Origin of the sequence: Nonomuraea antimicrobica (assembly GCF_039536965.1) — a bacterium.
GTDB classification, from domain to species: domain Bacteria; phylum Actinomycetota; class Actinomycetes; order Streptosporangiales; family Streptosporangiaceae; genus Nonomuraea; species Nonomuraea antimicrobica.
In genome coordinates this window covers 163,878-182,072 of sequence record NZ_BAAAZP010000187.1, presented here as the reverse complement: position 1 = coordinate 182,072, position 18,195 = coordinate 163,878, and the positions used below count along the sequence as shown (strand labels likewise).

At 70.1% G+C, this 18,195-nt stretch carries 18 protein-coding genes; 9 read left to right on the top strand and 9 right to left on the bottom strand.

Annotated features, from left to right (window positions below; genetic code table 11):
- Positions 1-38: 38 nt before the first annotated feature.
- The 7 genes from ABD844_RS42840 to ABD844_RS42810 form a co-directional block, all read right to left on the bottom strand.
- Entirely contained in the window at positions 39-1,013 is a 975-nt protein-coding gene (locus ABD844_RS42840; RefSeq protein ID WP_344892095.1) for a TerC family protein, read from the bottom strand.
- Positions 1,010-1,498 carry a hypothetical protein gene (locus tag ABD844_RS42835; RefSeq protein ID WP_344892092.1) on the bottom strand — a complete coding sequence of 163 codons (489 nt, stop codon included), beginning with the start codon at positions 1,496-1,498 and terminating at the stop codon, positions 1,010-1,012. The genes ABD844_RS42840 and ABD844_RS42835 overlap by 4 nt, the downstream gene beginning before the upstream one ends.
- On the bottom strand, positions 1,498-2,988 hold the full coding sequence (locus tag ABD844_RS42830) for an Nramp family divalent metal transporter (RefSeq protein ID WP_344892089.1): 1,491 nt from the start codon (positions 2,986-2,988) through the stop codon (positions 1,498-1,500). The genes ABD844_RS42835 and ABD844_RS42830 overlap by 1 nt, the downstream gene beginning before the upstream one ends.
- 79 nt (positions 2,989-3,067) lie before the next feature.
- Positions 3,068-5,182: an acetate--CoA ligase family protein gene (locus ABD844_RS42825; RefSeq protein WP_344892086.1), complete on the bottom strand. Its 2,115-nt coding sequence runs from the start codon at positions 5,180-5,182 to the stop codon at positions 3,068-3,070.
- Complete coding sequence (gene frc / locus ABD844_RS42820; protein WP_344892083.1) at positions 5,182-6,405, bottom strand: formyl-CoA transferase; 1,224 nt, start codon at positions 6,403-6,405, stop codon at positions 5,182-5,184. Before frc ends, ABD844_RS42825 begins: the two co-directional genes overlap by 1 nt.
- 12 nt (positions 6,406-6,417) lie before the next feature.
- Entirely contained in the window at positions 6,418-8,088 is a 1,671-nt protein-coding gene (locus ABD844_RS42815) for a thiamine pyrophosphate-binding protein (RefSeq protein WP_344892080.1), read from the bottom strand.
- Between the two features lie 91 nt (positions 8,089-8,179).
- The gene (locus ABD844_RS42810; protein ID WP_344892077.1) at positions 8,180-9,388 is read right to left on the bottom strand and encodes a molybdopterin molybdotransferase MoeA; all 1,209 of its coding nucleotides are present in this window, start codon (positions 9,386-9,388) and stop codon (positions 8,180-8,182) included.
- 148 nt (positions 9,389-9,536) lie between these two features.
- Here ABD844_RS42810 and ABD844_RS42805 point away from each other — a divergent pair, with 148 nt between their 5' ends.
- Positions 9,537-10,514, top strand: a complete 978-nt coding sequence (locus ABD844_RS42805; RefSeq protein WP_344892074.1) for a 2-dehydropantoate 2-reductase — start codon at positions 9,537-9,539, stop codon at positions 10,512-10,514.
- A gap of 43 nt (positions 10,515-10,557) precedes the next feature.
- Here ABD844_RS42805 and ABD844_RS42800 read toward each other — a convergent pair whose 3' ends face one another.
- Complete coding sequence (locus ABD844_RS42800) at positions 10,558-10,794, bottom strand: hypothetical protein (RefSeq protein ID WP_344892071.1); 237 nt, start codon at positions 10,792-10,794, stop codon at positions 10,558-10,560.
- A gap of 41 nt (positions 10,795-10,835) precedes the next feature.
- On the opposite strand from ABD844_RS42800, the gene fdhD reads away from it, so the two are divergent.
- The 5 genes from fdhD to ABD844_RS42775 all read left to right on the top strand — a co-directional run bounded on the left by fdhD (position 10,836) and on the right by ABD844_RS42775 (position 14,851).
- Entirely contained in the window at positions 10,836-11,756 is a 921-nt protein-coding gene (gene fdhD, locus ABD844_RS42795; protein ID WP_344892068.1) for a formate dehydrogenase accessory sulfurtransferase FdhD, read from the top strand.
- A gap of 122 nt (positions 11,757-11,878) precedes the next feature.
- Positions 11,879-12,817, top strand: coding sequence for a metal ABC transporter substrate-binding protein (locus ABD844_RS42790; RefSeq protein ID WP_344892065.1), 939 nt, complete (start codon positions 11,879-11,881; stop codon positions 12,815-12,817).
- The gene (locus tag ABD844_RS42785) at positions 12,814-13,593 is read left to right on the top strand and encodes a metal ABC transporter ATP-binding protein (protein WP_344892062.1); all 780 of its coding nucleotides are present in this window, start codon (positions 12,814-12,816) and stop codon (positions 13,591-13,593) included. Before ABD844_RS42790 ends, ABD844_RS42785 begins: the two co-directional genes overlap by 4 nt.
- Positions 13,593-14,465: a metal ABC transporter permease gene (locus ABD844_RS42780; RefSeq protein WP_344892193.1), complete on the top strand. Its 873-nt coding sequence runs from the start codon at positions 13,593-13,595 to the stop codon at positions 14,463-14,465. Before ABD844_RS42785 ends, ABD844_RS42780 begins: the two co-directional genes overlap by 1 nt.
- Positions 14,462-14,851 (top strand): Fur family transcriptional regulator, encoded by a 390-nt coding sequence (locus tag ABD844_RS42775; RefSeq protein WP_344892059.1) that lies wholly within the window; start codon positions 14,462-14,464, stop codon positions 14,849-14,851. The genes ABD844_RS42780 and ABD844_RS42775 overlap by 4 nt, the downstream gene beginning before the upstream one ends.
- Here ABD844_RS42775 and ABD844_RS42770 read toward each other — a convergent pair.
- The gene (locus ABD844_RS42770) at positions 14,787-15,761 is read right to left on the bottom strand and encodes a DMT family transporter (RefSeq protein WP_344892056.1); all 975 of its coding nucleotides are present in this window, start codon (positions 15,759-15,761) and stop codon (positions 14,787-14,789) included. The two genes, ABD844_RS42775 and ABD844_RS42770, sit on opposite strands and share 65 nt — an antisense overlap.
- Positions 15,762-15,853: 92 nt before the next feature.
- Between ABD844_RS42770 and ABD844_RS42765 the strand changes: the two genes are divergently transcribed.
- The 3 genes from ABD844_RS42765 to ABD844_RS42755 all read left to right on the top strand — a co-directional run bounded on the left by ABD844_RS42765 (position 15,854) and on the right by ABD844_RS42755 (position 18,174).
- Positions 15,854-16,384 carry a CGNR zinc finger domain-containing protein gene (locus tag ABD844_RS42765; RefSeq protein ID WP_344892190.1) on the top strand — a complete coding sequence of 177 codons (531 nt, stop codon included), beginning with the start codon at positions 15,854-15,856 and terminating at the stop codon, positions 16,382-16,384.
- A gap of 138 nt (positions 16,385-16,522) precedes the next feature.
- Positions 16,523-17,644, top strand: coding sequence for a helix-turn-helix domain-containing protein (locus ABD844_RS42760; protein ID WP_344892053.1), 1,122 nt, complete (start codon positions 16,523-16,525; stop codon positions 17,642-17,644).
- Positions 17,641-18,174, top strand: coding sequence for a hypothetical protein (locus ABD844_RS42755; protein ID WP_344892050.1), 534 nt, complete (start codon positions 17,641-17,643; stop codon positions 18,172-18,174). Before ABD844_RS42760 ends, ABD844_RS42755 begins: the two co-directional genes overlap by 4 nt.
- Positions 18,175-18,195 lie beyond the last annotated feature (21 nt).

The following is an 18,195-nucleotide window of genomic DNA, read 5'->3' as shown; positions in this document are numbered from 1 at the left end:
CCACCCGCAAGCAGCCACCGCCCCCGACGCGGCCCGGTTCAACGCTCCGCGGGTTCCGGCTCCACCTCCGCCTTCTTGGCATCGCGAGCCGACTTCATCAGACTCAACACCGTCGTGACGGCCAGGGTGCCGAGAATGACCCCGAGAGACACCAGGATCGGGATCTCCGGCGCCCACGACACCCCGTCGTGGTGCATGGCCTCGAGGATCAGCTTGACCCCGATGAAGGCCAGCACCACCGACAACCCCTTGCTCAGGTAGACGAGCCGGTCGAGCAGCCCGCCGATGAGGAAGAAGAGCTGCCGGAGCCCCATGAGGGCGAAGGCGTTGGCCGTGAAGACCAGGTAAGGCTCCTTCGTGAGCCCGAAGATGGCCGGGATGGAGTCGAGCGCGAACAGCAGGTCGGTGGTCCCGATGGCGACCATCACGATCAGCATCGGGGTGACCATCCTGCGGCCGTGGTGCACGGTGAGACGGGCGCCGTGATAGGTGTCCGTGGTCGGGAGCACCCGGCGAACCGTCCGCAGGACGGCGTTCTCCGAGAACTCCTCCTCTTCCTCACCCGTCTTGATCAGTTTCCACGCCGTGTAGACCAGGAAGGCGCCGAAGACGTAGAAGAGCCAGTCGAACCTGGAGACGGCCTCCGCGCCGGCGGCGATGAAGGCGCCGCGCATGACCAGCGCCAGGATGATGCCGATGAGCAGCACCTTCTGGCGGTACTGCCGCGGCACCTGGAACCTGCTCATGATCAGCAGGAACACGAAGAGGTTGTCCACGCTGAGTGAATACTCGGTGATCCACCCGGCGAAGAACTCCCCGCCGTGCGCGGGGCCCGACAGCAGGAGCAGGCCGATGCCGAAGAGCACCGCGAGACCCACGTAGAACGACACCCAGCCCACGCACTCCTTGAAGGAGGGCTCGTGGGGGTTGCGGGCGACGAGGTAGAAGTCGAGGGCGAGGACGAGACAGAAGCCGCCGATCGTGGCCAGCCAGATCCACACTGGCAGGTTCACCTACGCGCTCCCTTCCGTGCCCTCACCAGGCTGGCGTAACGGACGTACTGGCTGAGCAGGTCCTTGGCGAGCGGGTTGTCGCCGGCCCTGCGCACCAGCCAGTGGGGCATGAGGCGTTCGTGCATCCACACGAAGCCGATCGCGAAGCCGAGGCTGACCATCGCCTGGAACGCCAGGAACAACGGCACCCCGTCGGCCATGCCGACCCCGGCCACGCTCTCTTGCAGGAGCCGCGAGACGGGGAAGGCGGCCATCCAGTAGAGGCCGACGGGCCCGAAGGTCCCCGGACGGAACACGCCGTGGCCGAGGAGCACGCCGTACAGGCCGCCGAAGAAGGCGAGCGGCGCGGCGAGCGCCAGGGCCGACAGCGCGGCCAGCCCGGTGGGCTGCCCCGCGAACAGGGTCAGCCCACCGGCCATGGCACCGGCGACGGCTCCGATCGACGCCCCTGGCAGGGCGAGCTCGATGCTGTGCCGTCTGATCATCAGCCCACGACCACACCGAAGGCGAACAAACTGTAGAGCAGCATCCCCAGGTAGAAGACCGCCCCGAAGCCGATGATGGCGTTCGACCACCACTTGGGCCTGATCGGCTTGGGCAACATGCGGTTGTTCACCAGGAGCAGGGTCACGCAGTACGCGCCCATCGCGAACGTCGACAGGAACGCCAGCGTGTCCAGGATCGCGCTGGGCCCGTCGGCCGGGCCGAACAGCAGGATCCCGATGCCGAAGAGGATGACTCCCCAGAGGAAGATGCCGTACAGCTTCGACATGCCGAGCTTCTTCGCGCCGGGCACGAAGTTGAAGGTCATGTCGGCCTGGCCCCTGGAGAAGGAGTCGAACAGGCCCAGTGTGGCGTTCAGGCCGATCAGCGCGATGAACCCGAGGAACACGACCCCGAGAACCGAGCTGCCCGCCGCGGAGACGGCGTCGGCCATCGCGGTCAGCGCCACCTCCCGGTCGTCGCCCCGAATGACGTCACGCACACCAGGGTTGATCCGCACCGCGGACTGGGCGATCACCGTGAAGGAGATCGTGACCAGCATGGTGACGCCCCAGAACAGCAGCAGCGCGTCGAACGTGACCCAGCGCCGCCAGCCCTTCCACTTCGCCATCTCGGCCGGGTCGTCGGTGTCGAACATGAACCCGCGGTTGGGCATCTCCTCTTCCTCGCCCGCGTGGCGCAGGCCGCGCACCTTCGGGATGTGCGCGCCCATTCCTGCCCCGGAGTCGCGCAGGTGCAGCGTGTACCACATCTGCTGCATGCCCGAGGGTCCGGCGAACGCGCACGCCCCGACGATGACGGGGAACCAGGCGGCCGACATGGCCTCCGACGGCAGGTAGCCGATGGAGAACATGCCCGTGATCGTGGTGCCCACGTCGCTCCAGGAACCGACCATGGCCGCGACCACGGCCGTGCCGAGCACGAGTGCGCCGATGAGCAGCGACAGCACGTTCTCGAGCAGGTTGTAGATCACCTTGGCCAGGGTGAAGACCACGCCGACGAGGATCAACCCGGCGACCGCGGTCACCACCCAGGGTATTCCGGTGATCTCCTCGAACGCCGCCGCTCCCGCCGACAGGTGTCCCGGCCAGATGTAGACGGCGATCGCGACGATGAAGAAGAACCACATCAACGGCTTGAACACCCTGGCCGCGCCGGAGAAGATGCTCTCTCCCGTGGCCATGGCGTACCGGGCCATCTCCAGCATCACCACGGCCTGCAGGGTGACGCCGATCAGGAACAGCCACCTGATCTCGGGCCCGAACAGCAGCACCAGCCTGGGCCACATGTACGACTCGCCCATGCCGACGCCCAGTGCGACCAGGAAGACCGTCGGCCCGAGGATGTGCACCGAAGGGGGCGCGTCGGGGAGCTTCCTGATGGGCATCGGCTCAAGCCGGCCCGCTTTCCATACTCTGTCGTCCTCGACCGGCGGCGTGGCCGTCGCCGGTGGGGTGTTCGATGTGTCCACCTACGGACCTCCTGGGGGGTTGTTGCCTTTCGTATGCGCCCCGAATAGCCCCCTCGCCTGGTGCTGCTGCGCTCGGCTCTTAGCTCAGCAGACCGGCCGCCCTGGCCCATCGGTACTTGGCACCGAGGACCGCCACGGGCTTCTCTGTCGTGTACGGGTACGCGACCACGCCATGCTCGAACAGGTACTCGCTGGCCTCCTCAACTTCGGTGTCGCCGGCAAGTGACGCGACGACCGGCTTGACATTGCCCTTCGCCCGCTCCTCCGCCACCACGCGGGCGATGAGCTCGGCGAAGACCATCGGCGGCGTCACGATCGTGTGCCAGTAGCCCAGGACGAGAGCGTGGATCCGCTCGTCGGCCAGGCCCAGGCGGACCGTGTTCTCGTAGGTCGAGGGGGGCTCGCCGCCGGTGATGTCGATGGGGTTGCCCGCCGCTCCGAACGGCGGGATGTAGGCGCGGAAGGCCGCGTCCAGGTCGTCCGGGATGTCCATGAGGGTCAGCCCGGCGTCCACGATGGCGTCGGAGAGCAGCACGCCCGATCCGCCCGCCCCGGTGATGATCACGACGTTCTCGCCCTTGGGGGCGGGCAGGATGGGCAGCGCGCGGGCGTACTCGAGCATGTCGTTGAGCCCCGGCGCGCGTACCACCCCGGCCTGGCGCAGGATGTCGTCGTAGACCTTGTCGTCGCCGGCCAGCGCGCCGGTGTGCGAGCCCGCGGCCCGCGCGCCCATCGCGGTGCGCCCGGCCTTGAGCACGATGACCGGCTTCTCCTTGACCACGCGGCGGGCGGCGTCGACGAAGCCGCGCCCGTCCTTGAGGTCTTCCAGGTGCATGGCCACGGCCTTGGTGTTCTCGTCCTGCTCGAAGAAGGTGAGCAGGTCGTCCTCGTCCACGTCGGCCTTGTTGCCGACGCCGACGATGGCCGAGACGCCCATCTTGGTCGTGCGGCTGAAGCCCAGGATGGCCATGCCGATGCCGCCGCTCTGCGAGGTCAGCGCCACGCTGCCGCGCACGTCGTACGGCGTGCAGAAGGTCGCGCAGAGGTTCTCCGGCGTGTAGTAGTAGCCGTAGATGTTCGGCCCGAGCATCCGCACGCCGTGCCTGCGGGCGATCTCGACGATCTCCTTCTGGCCCTCGACGTTGCCGGTCTCGGCGAACCCGGACGGGATCATGATCGCGCCGGCCGCGCCCTTCTCGCCGACCTCCTCCAGCGCCGGGGCCACGAACTTGGCTGGGATGGCGAAGACGGCCACGTCCACGTCGCCGGGCACGTCCGCCACGCTCTTGTACGCCTTCAGCCCCATGATCTCGTCGGCCTTGGGGTTGATCGGGTAGATCTGCCCCTTGTAGCCGCCGTTGATGAGGTTGCGCATGACCGAGTTGCCGATCTTGCCGGTCTCGGCGGAGGCGCCGATCACGGCGACCGAGCGCGGCTTGAAGATCCGGGTCATCTGCCGCAGGATCTCCTCGCGCGGCAGCCTGCTGACCTCGGGCTGCGGCTGCCCGATGAGGACGCGCACGTCGGCGGCGACGGCGCCGTTCGCGTCGGCGAAGACCGGGTTGAGGTCGATCTCGACGATCTCGGGGATGTCGGTGACGAGCCGGCCGACGCGCTCGATCAGCGCCGCCAGCGCCTCCCTGTTCGCGGGCTCGGCACCACGGGCACCACGCAGCACCTCCGCTGCTCTGATGTCGTCCAGCATCCCGAGAGCATCATCGCCCGAAAGAGGGGCAAGTCGGAAGGTCACGTCCTTGAGGACTTCGACCAGGACGCCGCCGAGCCCGAAGGCGATGACCTTGCCGAAGGTCGGGTCGGTGACCGCGCCGACGATGACCTCGTGGCCACCGCCGACGAGCTGCTGCACCTGGATGCCGTCGATCTTCGCGTCGGGGTTGTAGGCGAGGGCGTTGGCCAGGATCCGGTCGTAGCCCTCGCGTACGTCCTCGGCGGTCTTCAGGCCGACCAGCACGCCGCCGGCGTCGGTCTTGTGCAGGATGTCCGGGGAGACGATCTTCAGTACGACCGGGAACCCGATCTCCCCGGCCAGGCGCTCGGCCTCGTCGGCCGAGGTGGCCAGGCCCTCCCCCGGGGTCGCGATGCCGTACGCCAGGCACAGCTCGCGGCCCTCGGGGGCGGTCAGGGCCGTCCGCCCCTCGGCCAGCGCCTTTTCTATGACATCCCTGATGGGCACTAGATGACTCCGTTCGTCTTGAGGTCGGCGAGCTCGTCCGCGCTCACGCCGAGCTCGCCGTAGATCTCCTGGTTGTGCTCGCCGAGCAGGGGCGGCGTGCGGACGTCCACCGGCGAGTCGGAAAGCTGCAGCGGGCTGCCGACCGTCACGAACTCGCCGCGTTCCGGGTGCTCGACGCGGACGACGATGCCCTCGTCGCGCAGGCTCTCGTCCTCCACCAGCTCCTTGGTGGACAGGATCGGCCCGCACGGGATGTTCTCGGCGTTGAGTCGGTCGAGCACCGTCCACTTGTCGTGGCGGATCGTCCACTCCTCGATGAGCTGGAACATCTTGTCCAGCTTGGGCAGCCGGGCCTCCGGCGTGGCCCACTCGGGGTCGTCGGCCAGCTCGGGGCGGCCGATGATGTTCGCGACCGGCTTCCAGCCGACCGGCTGGACGATGACGTAGATGTAGTCGTTCGGGCCGCCGGGGGCGCAGCGGACGGCCCAGCCGGGCTGCCCGCCGCCGCTGGCGTTGCCGGAGCGGGGCACCTCGTCGCCGAACGTCCTGTTCGGGTACTCGCGCAGCGCCCCGTGCGTCAGGCGCTGCTGGTCGCGCAGCTTGACGCGGCACAGGTTCAGCACGGCGTGCTGCATGGCCACCTGTACGCGCTGCCCCCGCCCGGTCTGGCTGCGCTGGAAGAGGGCGGCCAGGATGCCGGCCACCGCGTGCACGCCGGTGCCCGAGTCGCCGATCTGGGCGCCGGTGGCCAGCGGCGGGCCCTCCTCGAAGCCCGTGGTGCTCATCGAGCCGCCCATGGCCTGGGCGATCACCTCGTACGCCTTGAACTTGGCGTACCGGCCCTGGCCGAAGCCCTTGATCGAGGCGTACACGAGGCGCGGGTTGAGCTCCTGGAGGCGCTCCCACGTGAAGCCCATCCGGTCGACCGCGCCCGGGCCGAAGTTCTCCACGAGCACGTCGGCGCTCTTCACCAGCTCGGTGAAGATCTCCTTGCCGCGCTCGCTCTTCATGTTGAGCGTGATGCTGCGCTTGTTGCAGTTGAGCATCGTGAAGTAGAGGCTGTCGACGTCGGGCACGTCACGGAGCTGTTGCCGGGTGATGTCACCGGTCGGGGCCTCCAGCTTGACCACGTCGGCGCCCAGCCAGGCGAGCAACTGGGTGGCCGACGGGCCGGACTGGACATGGGTCATGTCGAGGACGCGGACACCTTCGAGAGCCTTCATGTCGGAGTTCCCCTACTTGTACATGGTCTGGTTCATGGTGCCGGGGGCGTAGACCTCTGGGTCGACCCAGACGTTGATCAGCGAGGGCTTGCCCGACTGCCGGGCCCGCTCCAGGGCGGGGCGGATCTCGGCCGGGTCGCGCACCTCCTCGCCGTAGCCGCCCAGCAGTTTGGCGAAGTCGCCGTAGCGGATGTCGCCGAGCGTGTTGCCGACGCGACCCCGGTCCTCGCCGTACTTGGCGGCCTGGCCGTACCTGATCTGGTTCATCGAGGAGTTGTTGCCGACGATCCCGATGAACGGCAGGTCGAAGCGGACCATGGTCTCGAAGTCCCAGCCGGTGAGGCTGAAGGCGCCGTCACCGAACAGGCACAGCACCTCCTTGTCGCGCCGCGCCTGCTTGGCGGCCATCGCGAACGCCATGCCGACGCCGAGCGTGCCCAGCGGGCCCGGGTCCATCCAGTGGCCAGGGGACTTGGGCTGGACGACCTGGCCGGAGAAGGTGACGATGTCGCCGCCGTCGCCGATGTAGATCGTGTCCTCGGTGAGGAACTCGTTGATCTCGTGGACCAGGCGGTACGGGTCGATGGGCTGGGCGTCGGAGAGCTGGCGGGGCAGGCGCTTCTCGTACGCCTGGGTCTCCACCGCGCGCAGCTCCTCCAGCCACTCCTTGCGGCGGGCCGCGCCGTTCTCGATGCGGCCGCTGGCCGCCTGGGCCGCCGCCGCGAGGACGAGGCCGGCGTCGCCGACGATGCCCAGGTCGATGTCCCGGTTCTTGCCGACCGTGCGGTAGTCGAGGTCGATCTGGACGACCTTGGCGGTCGGCGACAGGCGCTTGCCGTAACCCATCCGGAAGTCGAACGGGGTGCCGACGATGATGATGAGGTCGGCCTCGGTGAACGCGTACCGGCGGCTGAGCTGGAAGTGGTGCGGGTCTCCCGGCGGGAGCGTGCCGCGGCCCGAGCCGTTCATGTACGCGGGCACGTTCAGCGACCGGACGAAGTCGATGGCCGCGTCGGTCCCCCGGCACGTCCAGACCTGGCTGCCGAGCAGGATGCACGGCTTCTCGGCGTGCGCCAGCAGGTCGGCCAGCCGCTCGATCGCCTCCGGGTCGCCCTGCTGGCGGGTGGAGGCGCGGTAGTGGCCGGGCTCGGGGATGCGGGCCTTCTCCAGCGGGACCTTCGCGTCGAGCACGTCACGCGGGATCTCCAGGAACGACGGCCCCGGAGCCCCGTGGTAGCACTCGCGGAAGGCCATCGACACGATGTCGGCCACCCGCTCGGTGCTGGGCACCGTGGCCGCGAACTTGGTGATCGGGGTCATCATGTCCACGTGCGGCAGGTCCTGCAACGAGCCCATCTTGTGCTGGCTCAGAGCGCCCTGGCCGCCGATGAGCAACATGGGGCTCTCCGCGCGGAAGGCGTTGGCGACGCCCGTGACCGCGTCGGTCGTGCCCGGGCCGGCGGTTACCACGGCGCACCCGGGCTTGCCGGTGATGCGCGCGTATCCGTCGGCGGCGTGCGCGGCCACCTGCTCATGGCGTACGTCGATGACCTCGATGCCCTCATCGACACAGCCGTCGTAGATGTCGATGATGTGGCCACCACAGAGGGTGTAGATCACGTCTACGCCCTCGGCCTTGAGGGCCTTGGCTACGAGATGACCGCCAGAGATCGTTTCCGACATTATGCCACCCTTTCCCGGCGACGAAGCTCTCTGTCTTCCGCATACTGCATACCGTATGAACGCAATGGTTACTCCCTCCGGATCGGCCTGTCTAGACCCCAGCGGGCAACTCGATCAGCTCGACCTGTTCACCGGCCCACCCCGGCGGCACCACCGCCAGGGCGTCGGCCAGCGCCGCTCCCCAGAGCGAGCCAGGCCTGTCGTGCCCCACCGGCACCGCGCCCCGGCCCGATCTGCGGACCGGAACCAGGCGGGTGTCGTGGGGGTGTGCCCGTACCGCTCCGGCCAGCGCGCTCGTCTCCCTGGCGGCGGGGGTGCCGGTCAGCTCGCGCAGGATCGGGGCGAGCAGGGTGAGCGCGGCGGCCAGGGCCGCGTACGGGTTGCCCGGCAGGCCGACGAGGAGCCGGCCGTCGGGCAGTCGGGCCAGGAGCTGCGGGTGCCCCGGGCGTACGGCGACGCCGTCGACGAGCACGTCGGCGCCCAGGTCGGCGAGCACGGCCCGCAGGTGGTCGGCCGGCCCCCTGGACGACGCCCCGCAGACCACGACCACGTCGGCGACGGTGTCCATGGCGGCATCCAGGGCGGGCCAGCCGTCGAGCGCGGCGCGCAGCGGCGCCGAGCCGTCGGGCAGCCGGACGCGACCGGCGACGCGACCTCCCGCCCACTCCACCAGCCCCGGCAGGAACGGCCCGATCGCGTCACGGACCCGTCCCGGCGCGGGCAGCCCGTCGTCGACGACCTCGTCCCCGGTGACCAGGACGGCCACGTTCGGCCGGGGACGCACCAGGAGCGTGTCATGCCCGAGGCCGGCGGCCAGCCCGAGCGCCACCGGCGTGACCACCGCGCCGGCGCCCAGGACGACCGTCCCCTCGGGGATGTCCTCGCCCCGCCGCCGGATGTGCTTGCCCGGCTCGACGACGCCGTGCACCAGCGATCCGGGCACCTGCGATCCGGGCACCTGCGATCCGCCCTCGGCGTGCTCGTAGGCGAGCACCGCCTCGGCGCCCACCGGCACCGGCGCCCCGGTGGCGACCTCCACGGCCTCGCCCGGATCGAGCACCCGGCCGTAGGGGACCCCTCCGGCCAGCACCCGCCCGGCCACCCGCCACGGCCCCGCCCCCGCCACCGCGTAGCCGTCCATCGCCGAGACGTCGACTCCCGGCACGGCCACGAGAGCCCGCAACGGCTCGGCCAGACGGCAGCCGAGCGCCTGCGCGAGCGGCACCGACGAGGGCTTCAACGGGCAGGCCGCACCGGCCGCGAGGGTGCGCGCGGAGGGCCATGAGATCGCTTCCACCACTGGTCCATGCCACAAAACGGTCACAGGCACACTCCTTGACCCTCGTTTTTCCATACTGTATACCGAATGCACAACGGGCCGCACATAGCGGCCCGTCTCAAGTTACGGGCCCGTACTTGACGAATCCGACGCGAGAACGGAGCGCAGCATGAAGGTCGCTGTTCTTGGCGCCGGCGCCATCGGCGCATACGTGGGGGCCGCCCTGCACAGGGCGGGCGTGGAGGTGCACCTCATCGCGAGAGGCGCACACCTCCAGGCGATACGTAGTGCCGGTGTGCGGGTGCTCACCCCCAGGGGCGACTTCGTCGCCCATCCCCATGCCACCGACGACCCGACGCAGGTAGGGCCGGTGGACCACGTCTTCCTGGGCCTCAAGGCGAACAGCTATGCCTCGTCCGGCCCCATGATCAAGCCACTTCTCCACGACACCACGACCATCATCGCCGCACAGAACGGCATCCCGTGGTGGTACTTCCACGGGCTCAAGGGCCCCTACGAGGGCTACCGCATCGAGAGCGTCGACCCGGGTGGCGCCGTGACGGCCGCGCTGCCCCTGAACCGGGCGATCGGATGCGTCGTCTACGCCGCCACGGAGATCGAGGAACCAGGCGTGATCCGCCACCTCGAAGGCACCCGCTTCTCCATCGGCGAGCCGGACGGCGCGCTGACCGAACGATGTGCCTCCTTCAGCCACGCCGCCGTCGAGGGCGGGCTGAAATGCCCGGTGGAACGAGACCTCCGCCGGGACGTCTGGATCAAACTCATGGGAAACATCGCCTTCAACCCGATCAGCGCCCTCGCCAGGGCGACCATGGCCGGGATCTGCCGCCACGACGGCGCCAGGGAGCTGGTCGTGGCCATGATGCAGGAGACCGTCGAGGTCGCCAGGCGGGTCGGCTGCGACCCGGGGATCTCCATCGAGCGCCGTCTGCGCGGCGCGGAAAAGGCGGGCGAGCACAAGACGTCCACGCTCCAGGACCTGGAGAAGGGCAAACCGCTGGAACTCGACGTGCTGCTCGCCGCAGTGGTCGAGCTGGCCGACCTCACCGGCGCGGAGGTGCCGACGCTGCGCGCGATCCACGCGGTGAGCGACCTGCTGAACGAGAACCTTGTTCGTGCGGGGTAGCTCTGAATACCGTAGATTGTGTACTGTATGGAGGATCATGAGCTTAGGCCTCCTGCCCGATGGCGGGCACGGCCGGGATCAGGGCGACGCCGTACGCGTCGGGAAAATTGTCGAGGCCGTGTGAGTACATGGACGTGAGATTCCGCGACGACGAAGTGTCGGGCGGAGACCGTGCCGTGGCCGGTGCCCCCTGCGGGCCGCCCGCCACGGCGCGGGAGGGCGGCCCGCGCGATGGTTCCGGCCCGCGCGCGGCCACCCGCACCTGCGACGGCCCGGCCATGCGGGATGACCTCCACGCCGAGGGCCGCTTAGGGTACGCGTATGTCTAGGGTCTCCGTGAAGAAGCGCATCCTGCGGGTGCAAGACGCCACCCGCGTCCGCAAGGTCGACGTGCTGGCCGCCGAGGAGCCGCTGGAGATCCGGCTCAACGGCGCCCCGCTGACCGTGACCATGCGCACGCCGGGCGACGACTTCGACCTCGCGGCCGGGTTCCTGGTCAGCGAGGGAGCCGTCGGCTCGCCTGACGAGATCTCCACGATCCGCTACTGCGCGGGCGCGACGGTGGACGGCGGCAACACCTACAACGTCCTCGACGTGCGGTTGGCTCCGGGGGTCCCGGCGCCGGAGCCGCGCAACTTCTACACCACCTCCTCGTGCGGCGTCTGCGGTAAGGCGTCGCTGGAGGCGGTACGCACAGTTGCCCGCTGGAGTGCCGGTGACGACCCGGTCGAGCTGGCGCAGTCGACTGTCGTGGGCCTACCCGGCCGGCTGCGTGCGGCCCAGCGGGTCTTCGACAGAACCGGGGGCCTGCACGCGGCCGGCCTGTTCACGGCCGAGGGCGAGCCACTGTGCGTCCGCGAGGACGTGGGCCGCCACAACGCCGTGGACAAACTGCTCGGCTGGGCGCTGCGCGAGGGGCGGCTGCCGCTGCGCGGCACCGTGCTCATGGTGTCGGGCAGGGCGTCGTTCGAGCTGGTGCAGAAGGCGGTCATGGGCGGCGTGCCCGTGCTCGCCGCCGTATCGGCGCCGTCCTCGCTGGCGGTCGAGCTGGCGGCGGAAGAGGGGCTGACGCTCATCGGATTCCTGCGCGGGGACTCGATGAACGTCTACACGGGCGAGCGGCGACTGCTCGCGGCACGGCCGGCGAAGGGAGCGCCCGGCGAGGCGAGCGAGCAGGACGCGCGAGAAGACGTCACCTCGGGCGCCGGCAACGGCTCTGCCGGCGCACGATCACCGGGGTGATGAACGGGATGCCGCACGGCGCGCCTGGCCCCCAGCCGCCGTCGGCATCCCACTAGTTACGCCAATCGCATCAACCCGGCGGATTTTGACAACCATTTTCATTTTGCCTCATACTGACACACATGATGTCAGGACTCTCCCGGTCGTGTGCTGTCGGTCTGCTGGCCGCAGCGACCCTGCTCACCGCCACCGCCTGCGGCTCCGGCACCGCGGACACCTCCGCCGCGCCCGGGGGCGGCAAGCCCGAAGTGGTCGCCGCCTTCTACCCGCTGCAGTGGCTGACCGAGCAGGTCGGGGGGTCCGACGCGCAGGTGACGGTGCTGACCGCGCCCGGCGTCGAGCCGCACGACCTGGAGTTGGGCATCCCGCAGGTCACCGAGATCAAGAGCGCCGCGCTCACCGTCTACGTCAAGGGCGTCCAACCGGCCGTGGACGACGCCGTCGACCCCGCCAAGAGCTTCGACGCCGCCACCGCCGTCACCACGATCCCGGCCGGCGAACACGCCGGAGAGGAGCACGCGGCGGGTGAGGAGGAGCACGCCCACGAGGTCTCGTACGACCCGCACATCTGGCTCGACCCCTCCCGCCTGGCCACCGTCGCCACCAAGCTCGGCGAGCGCCTGGCCGCGGCCGACCCCGCGCACGCCCAGGGATACCGCGACCGCGCCGCCAGGACGGCCGCCGCGCTCGGCGCGCTCGACCAGGAGTTCGCCCAGGGACTGAGCGCGTGCAGGACCAAGACCCTGGTGACCGCGCACGAGGCGTTCGGCTACCTCGCCGACCGCTACCGGCTCAAGCAGGTCGGCATCACGCTCGACCCGGAGACCGAGCCGTCGCCCACGCGCCTGTCCGAGGTGGCCAAGCTGGCCAGGGCCGAGGGCGTGACCACGATCTTCACCGAGTCCCTCGTGAGCCCGAAGGTGGCCGAGGTGCTCGCGAGCCAGGTCGGCGCCAAGACCGCCGTGCTCGATCCGCTGGAGAGCAAGCCCTCGGGCGACTACGTGTCCGCCATGCGCGATAACCTCAAAACACTACAAACAGCACTGGGGTGTACGGCATGAGCGAAACGGCCTTCGCGATGACAGACGGCCGGGTCTCCTTCGACGGCAAGCCCGTCCTGCGGGGGATCGACCTGACCGTCCGTCCCGGGGAGGTCGTCGCCCTGCTGGGCGCCAACGGCTCGGGCAAGTCGACGCTGGTCCGCGCGCTGCTCGGGCTCACCCCGCTCACCGGCGGCCATACCCTGCTGTACGGCCTCCCGCCCGGCAGGTTCCGCGACTGGTGGCGCATCGGCTACGTGCCGCAGCGGCTCCAGGTGGGCGGCGGGGTGCCCGCAACCGTGCGCGAGGTGGTCGCCTCGGGCCGGATCGCCCGGCAGAGCCGGCTGCGCAGGACCAGCGCGGCCGACCGGGCGGCGGTGGCGGACGCGCTGGCGGCCGTCCGCCTGTCCGACCGGGCCCACGACCCGGTCCAGTCGCTGTCCGGGGGGCAGCAGCAGCGGGTGCTCATCGCCCGCGCGCTGGCCGGGGAGCCCGACACGTACGTGATGGACGAGCCCACCGCGGGCGTCGACGCCGAGACCCAGCGGTTGCTCGCCGACACGCTGGCCGGGCTGGTGCTCGGCGGCAAGACGGTGGTGCTCGTGGCGCACGAGCTGGGCCCGCTGGAGCCGATCATCACCCGCGGCGTGCTGATCCGCGAGGGCCGCGTCGCCCACGACGGCCGTCCGCCGCGTCCCGAGGGCGAATGCGCCCGGCCGGGGCACGAGCACCAGCACCCGCACGCCGCGGAACCCGTCGCGGGACCGCTCACCGGGTGGCAGGGGGAACCAAGGTGATCTTCGAACTTCTGCAGGAGCAGCTCTTCCAGCTCGCCCTCGTCGCGGCGCTGCTGGTGGGCCTCTGCGCCCCGGCCGTGGGCACGTTCATCGTGCAGCGCCGGTTGGCACTCCTGGGCGACGGCGTCGGGCACGTGGCGCTGACCGGCGTGGCGCTGGGCTTCCTGACCGGCACCGCGCCCGTACTGACCGCCGTGATCGTCTCGATCGCCGGGGCCGTGGCCATCGAGCTGGTCAGGGCGCGCGGCCGGACGAGCGGCGACGTGGCGCTCGCGCTGCTGTTCTACGGGGGCATCGCGGGCGGAGTCATGCTCATGGGCATCGCGCCCGGCGGGAGCACCGCCAAGCTCAACTCCTACCTGTTCGGCGCCATCGCCAGCGTCACGGTCGAGGACATCTGGGTCATCGCCGCGCTGGCCGCCGCCGTGCTCGCGGTCGTCGCGGTGTTCGGCAGGGAGCTGTTCGTGCTCTGCCAGGACGAGGAGATGGCCAGGGCCAGCGGCCTGCCGGTGCGCTTCCTGAGCCTGCTCATCGCGGTCACGGCCGCGCTCACCGTGGTCATCGCCATGCGGGTGGTCGGCCTGCTGCTGGTCAGCGCGCTCATGGTGATCCCGGTGGCGACCAGCCAGCAGCTCACGCGCGGGTTCCGTACGACGATGGGGCTGGCCATGGTGTTCGGGGTGCTCGCCTCCGTGGGCGGGCTGCTGGCCTCCACCTACTCGGCGAAGGTGCCTCCGGGCGCCGCGATCGTCCTTCTTGCGCTCGCCGGCTTCGTCCTGGCCCTCGGTGTCGGTAGATTCGTACGGCGAGGCCGTACCCAGGAGACGACATCGAGCGAGCGACCAACGCTGCGCGTCGAGGAGGTCGCATGACGACAAGGCGCGATGCCGTGCACGACACCCTGCGCAAGAGCGAGGGTTTCCGCAGCGCGCAGGACGTCTATGCCGAGATGCGCCTGCACGGCGCGAAGATCGGGCTGACCACCGTCTACCGGGCCTTGCAGGCGCTGGCCGACGGCGGCAAGGTCGACGTGCTGCGCACCGACGACGGCGAGTCCGTCTACCGGGCGTGCGCGACCGACACCCATCACCACCACCTGGTGTGCCGCCGCTGCGGGCGCACCGCGGAGGTCGCCGGGCCGGCCGTCGAGCGGTGGGCGGAGATGGTGGGGAGCGAGCACGGGTTCACGGAGATCACGCATACGGTCGAGGTCTTCGGGACCTGCGCGTCCTGCTCGGGCCCGGCCAAGACGCGCTGAGCCGCTCCTGTCCCGCTCCGTCTCCGGCCGGGGCGGGTCCGGGTGGCGCGGGGGCGTGGCGGGAGCCGTACAGGACACCCAGGACGATCACCGCGCACCCGGCGAGCTGCAGCGGCGACGGCCGCTCCCCCAGCGCCAGCGCGGAGATCGCCACCGTCGTCATGGGCTGCACCAGCAGCAGGAGCGCGGTCAGCGCGGCGGGCTGGCGCGGCAGCGAGTACGTGATCAGCGACCACCCCAGCACCTGCGGCCCCAGCGCGAGCAGCACCAGCCACCCGTGCCCCGGCCAGGCCGGCACGAGGTCGACGCCCCCGAACCACGGGCCGAGCAGTGCGATCACCAGCGTGGCCACGACCGTGGCGTGCGCCAACGGCCCCGCCGCCCGATCGGACCCGGCCTTCATCAGCAGCAGGAACGCGGCGTAGGAGACGGAGGTCGCCACCCCCGCGAGCACGCCCATCGGCGGATCGCTCCCGTAGGCGGCGCTGTCGAACATCCCAGAGATCAGCACGACCCCGGCGAAGACGACGGGCGTGCCGATCATCAGGCGCGAGGACGGCCGCTCCCCGAACACCCACCAGGCGGCGAACGCCACGATGAACACCTGCAGATTGCCCAGCACGGCTGCCAGCCCGGCGCCCACGTAGCCGATCGCGTGGTGCCAGAACAGCAGGTCGAGCGCGAAGACGACGCCCGCGGCCCAGGCGGCCACGAGCGCCCGGCGCGGCAGCGGGCCCAGCCTGCGCCGCTCCAGCCAGGCCAGCAGCAGCATCGGCGGGACGGCGTACGCGCAGCGGAACAACGCCGAGGTCGCCGGCGATACACCGGCAAGCCGCACCAACGGAGCGGAGGTGGAGATGACGAGCGCACCGACGATCGCGATCAGCACGAAACGGCGATGTGCACTCACGGAAACCCCTCGAACCCCCCACAGGAGATACGCTGCGACCACGCTAGAACCCGGCGCGGACAGGAGTCAACATGCCGTTTGGCCATGACATGGTGCATGCTTTGGCCACCGTTGTCGAGTTGATCAACACCTCGCCGTCCACCGGCGGCGACGAGGGTCTCGCCGACCTGGCCGAGTTGCAGGCGTTCGTGGAATCCCGGGAGATCAGCGGCATCGACCGGCTCACGGCCCGCGACCTGGGCCAGGTGCGCATGGTGCGCGAGGCCTTCCACCGCGTCTTCACCGCGTCCGACCAGCCGGCGGCTGCCGTACGCATACTCAACGCCCTGCTCGCGGAGACGCGCATCACGCCCCGCCTGACGGAGCACGACGGGCACCCGCTCCACGTGCACTACTTCGCCGCCGACGCCACGCTGGCCGAGCACGTGGCGGCCGACTGCGGGGTCGCGCTCGCCCACCTGCTCGTGGAGGGGGAGGCCGAACGCCTGCGCACCTGCTCGGCCCCCGACTGCGACCGGGTGTTCGTGGACGAGTCACGCAACCGGTCGCGCGTCTACTGCGACAGCCGCACCTGCGGCAACCGCATGCACGTCGCCGCCTACCGCGCCCGCCGCCGCGCCTGAAACCCAGCTTTCCGTCCAGCCACCGTCTTCGGCGGGCACTGGAGGACTCTCACACGAGGCGCACACGGGAAGGTCATGATTCGAACACTCCCACGAACACTCCTTGCGATTTTCGCAAGTGGGTCGTAGGCTTTCCTCATGGCCGGGGACACTGCGGCACGCGTCCGTCACCTGATTGCGGAAAGCGGCCTGACCCAAGCGGAATTCGCCGTCAAGGCTGGGCTCGACGCCCCGAAGATGTCCAAGTCGCTCTCGGGCGTCCGCAGGTTCACCTCACTCGACCTCGCGCGGATCGCCGACCTGTGCGGCGTGTCCGTCGACTGGCTGCTCGGCGTGAGCCCGCTCGCCCCCGCGACAGCGGCCCGGGCAGCCACGACCGGTCTCACTTCGGCGGACGCGGCGGTCCGCGAGGCGGAGCGTCTGGCCCAGATGCGGGCAGATCTCGTTTTTCTCGGATACCAGCAAGACGTTCCGCGCTTCAGCCTCTCCCCGACCGCTTCCTCCTCCATCAAACAAGGCCGCGACCTCGCCGCCCGTGCCACAGCGCATGCCACCGAGAAGGGGGTCGCACTGTGGCGGTGCAAAGATCTGGCCGGGGCGGTGGAGGCCGCCTTCGGGGTGGACGTCCGGGTGCTTCGCCTGCCCGACGGCTTCGACGGATTGTCCTGGTCCGACGACGACACCTCGCTGATCGTGGTGGGGACATCCGAGGTGCCCGCCCGCCAGAGGTTCACGATCGCCCACGAGTTGGGGCATCTGCTCGCCGGAGACGATCAGGGCCTCCATCTCGACGTCGACATCCACGACGCCGAGCACAGGAGAAAGCCCTCCGAGAGGCGGGCGAACTCGTTCGCCGCCGAGTTGCTCCTGCCCGGCGAGATGTTGCGCGAGCGAGCCGGCCGCACGACCTGGTCACCCGACTCGTTCGCCGAACTGGCATGCGAGCTGTGGGTCTCACCCAGCACGCTCGCGTGGCAACTGTTCAACCTGCAGCTCATCGACAAGAGCCAGTGCGACTCGTTCAGAGCGCTGACCGCCTGGGACGCGGCCTGGAAGGCGCACGCGGTCGAGTCGTTGGGCGAGTGGATCCAGCTCACGTCCCGGCCTCGGGTCCCCGGGCCGCTGGTGCGTACGACGTTCCATGCCTATGCCGAAGGAAGGGCGACGCTGCGGCCGTTCGCGAATCTGATCGGCGTTGACACCGACACGTTGCGGACGGCCATCAGCGGCATGAGAGAGGACACTCCCCTCCAGCCATGACGTGGTACTGGTTCCCCGACAACACAGTGCTGTGCAACTTCGCCTCGGTCGGCAGTCTCTCGCTCCTGCAGCAGATCCTGCGCGAGCGGGGCCGCTGGACGGAGGCGATCGCCTACGAAGCCGCCCAGTCCGCCCGCTTCTATCCCGACCTGGGCAAAGTGGCGAGTGATGGCTGGCTCGGCGAGCCGATCGAGATCGACGACCCACTTGAGGTCGATCTGGTGGAGAGGATCCGGCGGGCCGTGTTCGGCGGCTCATCTCGCGAACCGCTGAGGCACCTCGGAGAGGCCCAGACGTGCCATGTGATCCGCAACAGGCCGGCCTACGCCGGGTCTTATTGGATCACCGACGACCGTGACGCGCTCGACTACGCTCGGCGCGTGGGGATCACGGCCCGCGACACGGCCGACCTGATGAGCGAGGGCGTCAACGACGGGTGCTGCACCCGGAGCGAGGGCTACCGCCTGCTCCAGCTCATGCGGGAGCGAGGAAGGATGCTCCGCGTCCCGCCGAACCAGACGCGACTTTGACCGGGTGAGCGGGCCGCTGAG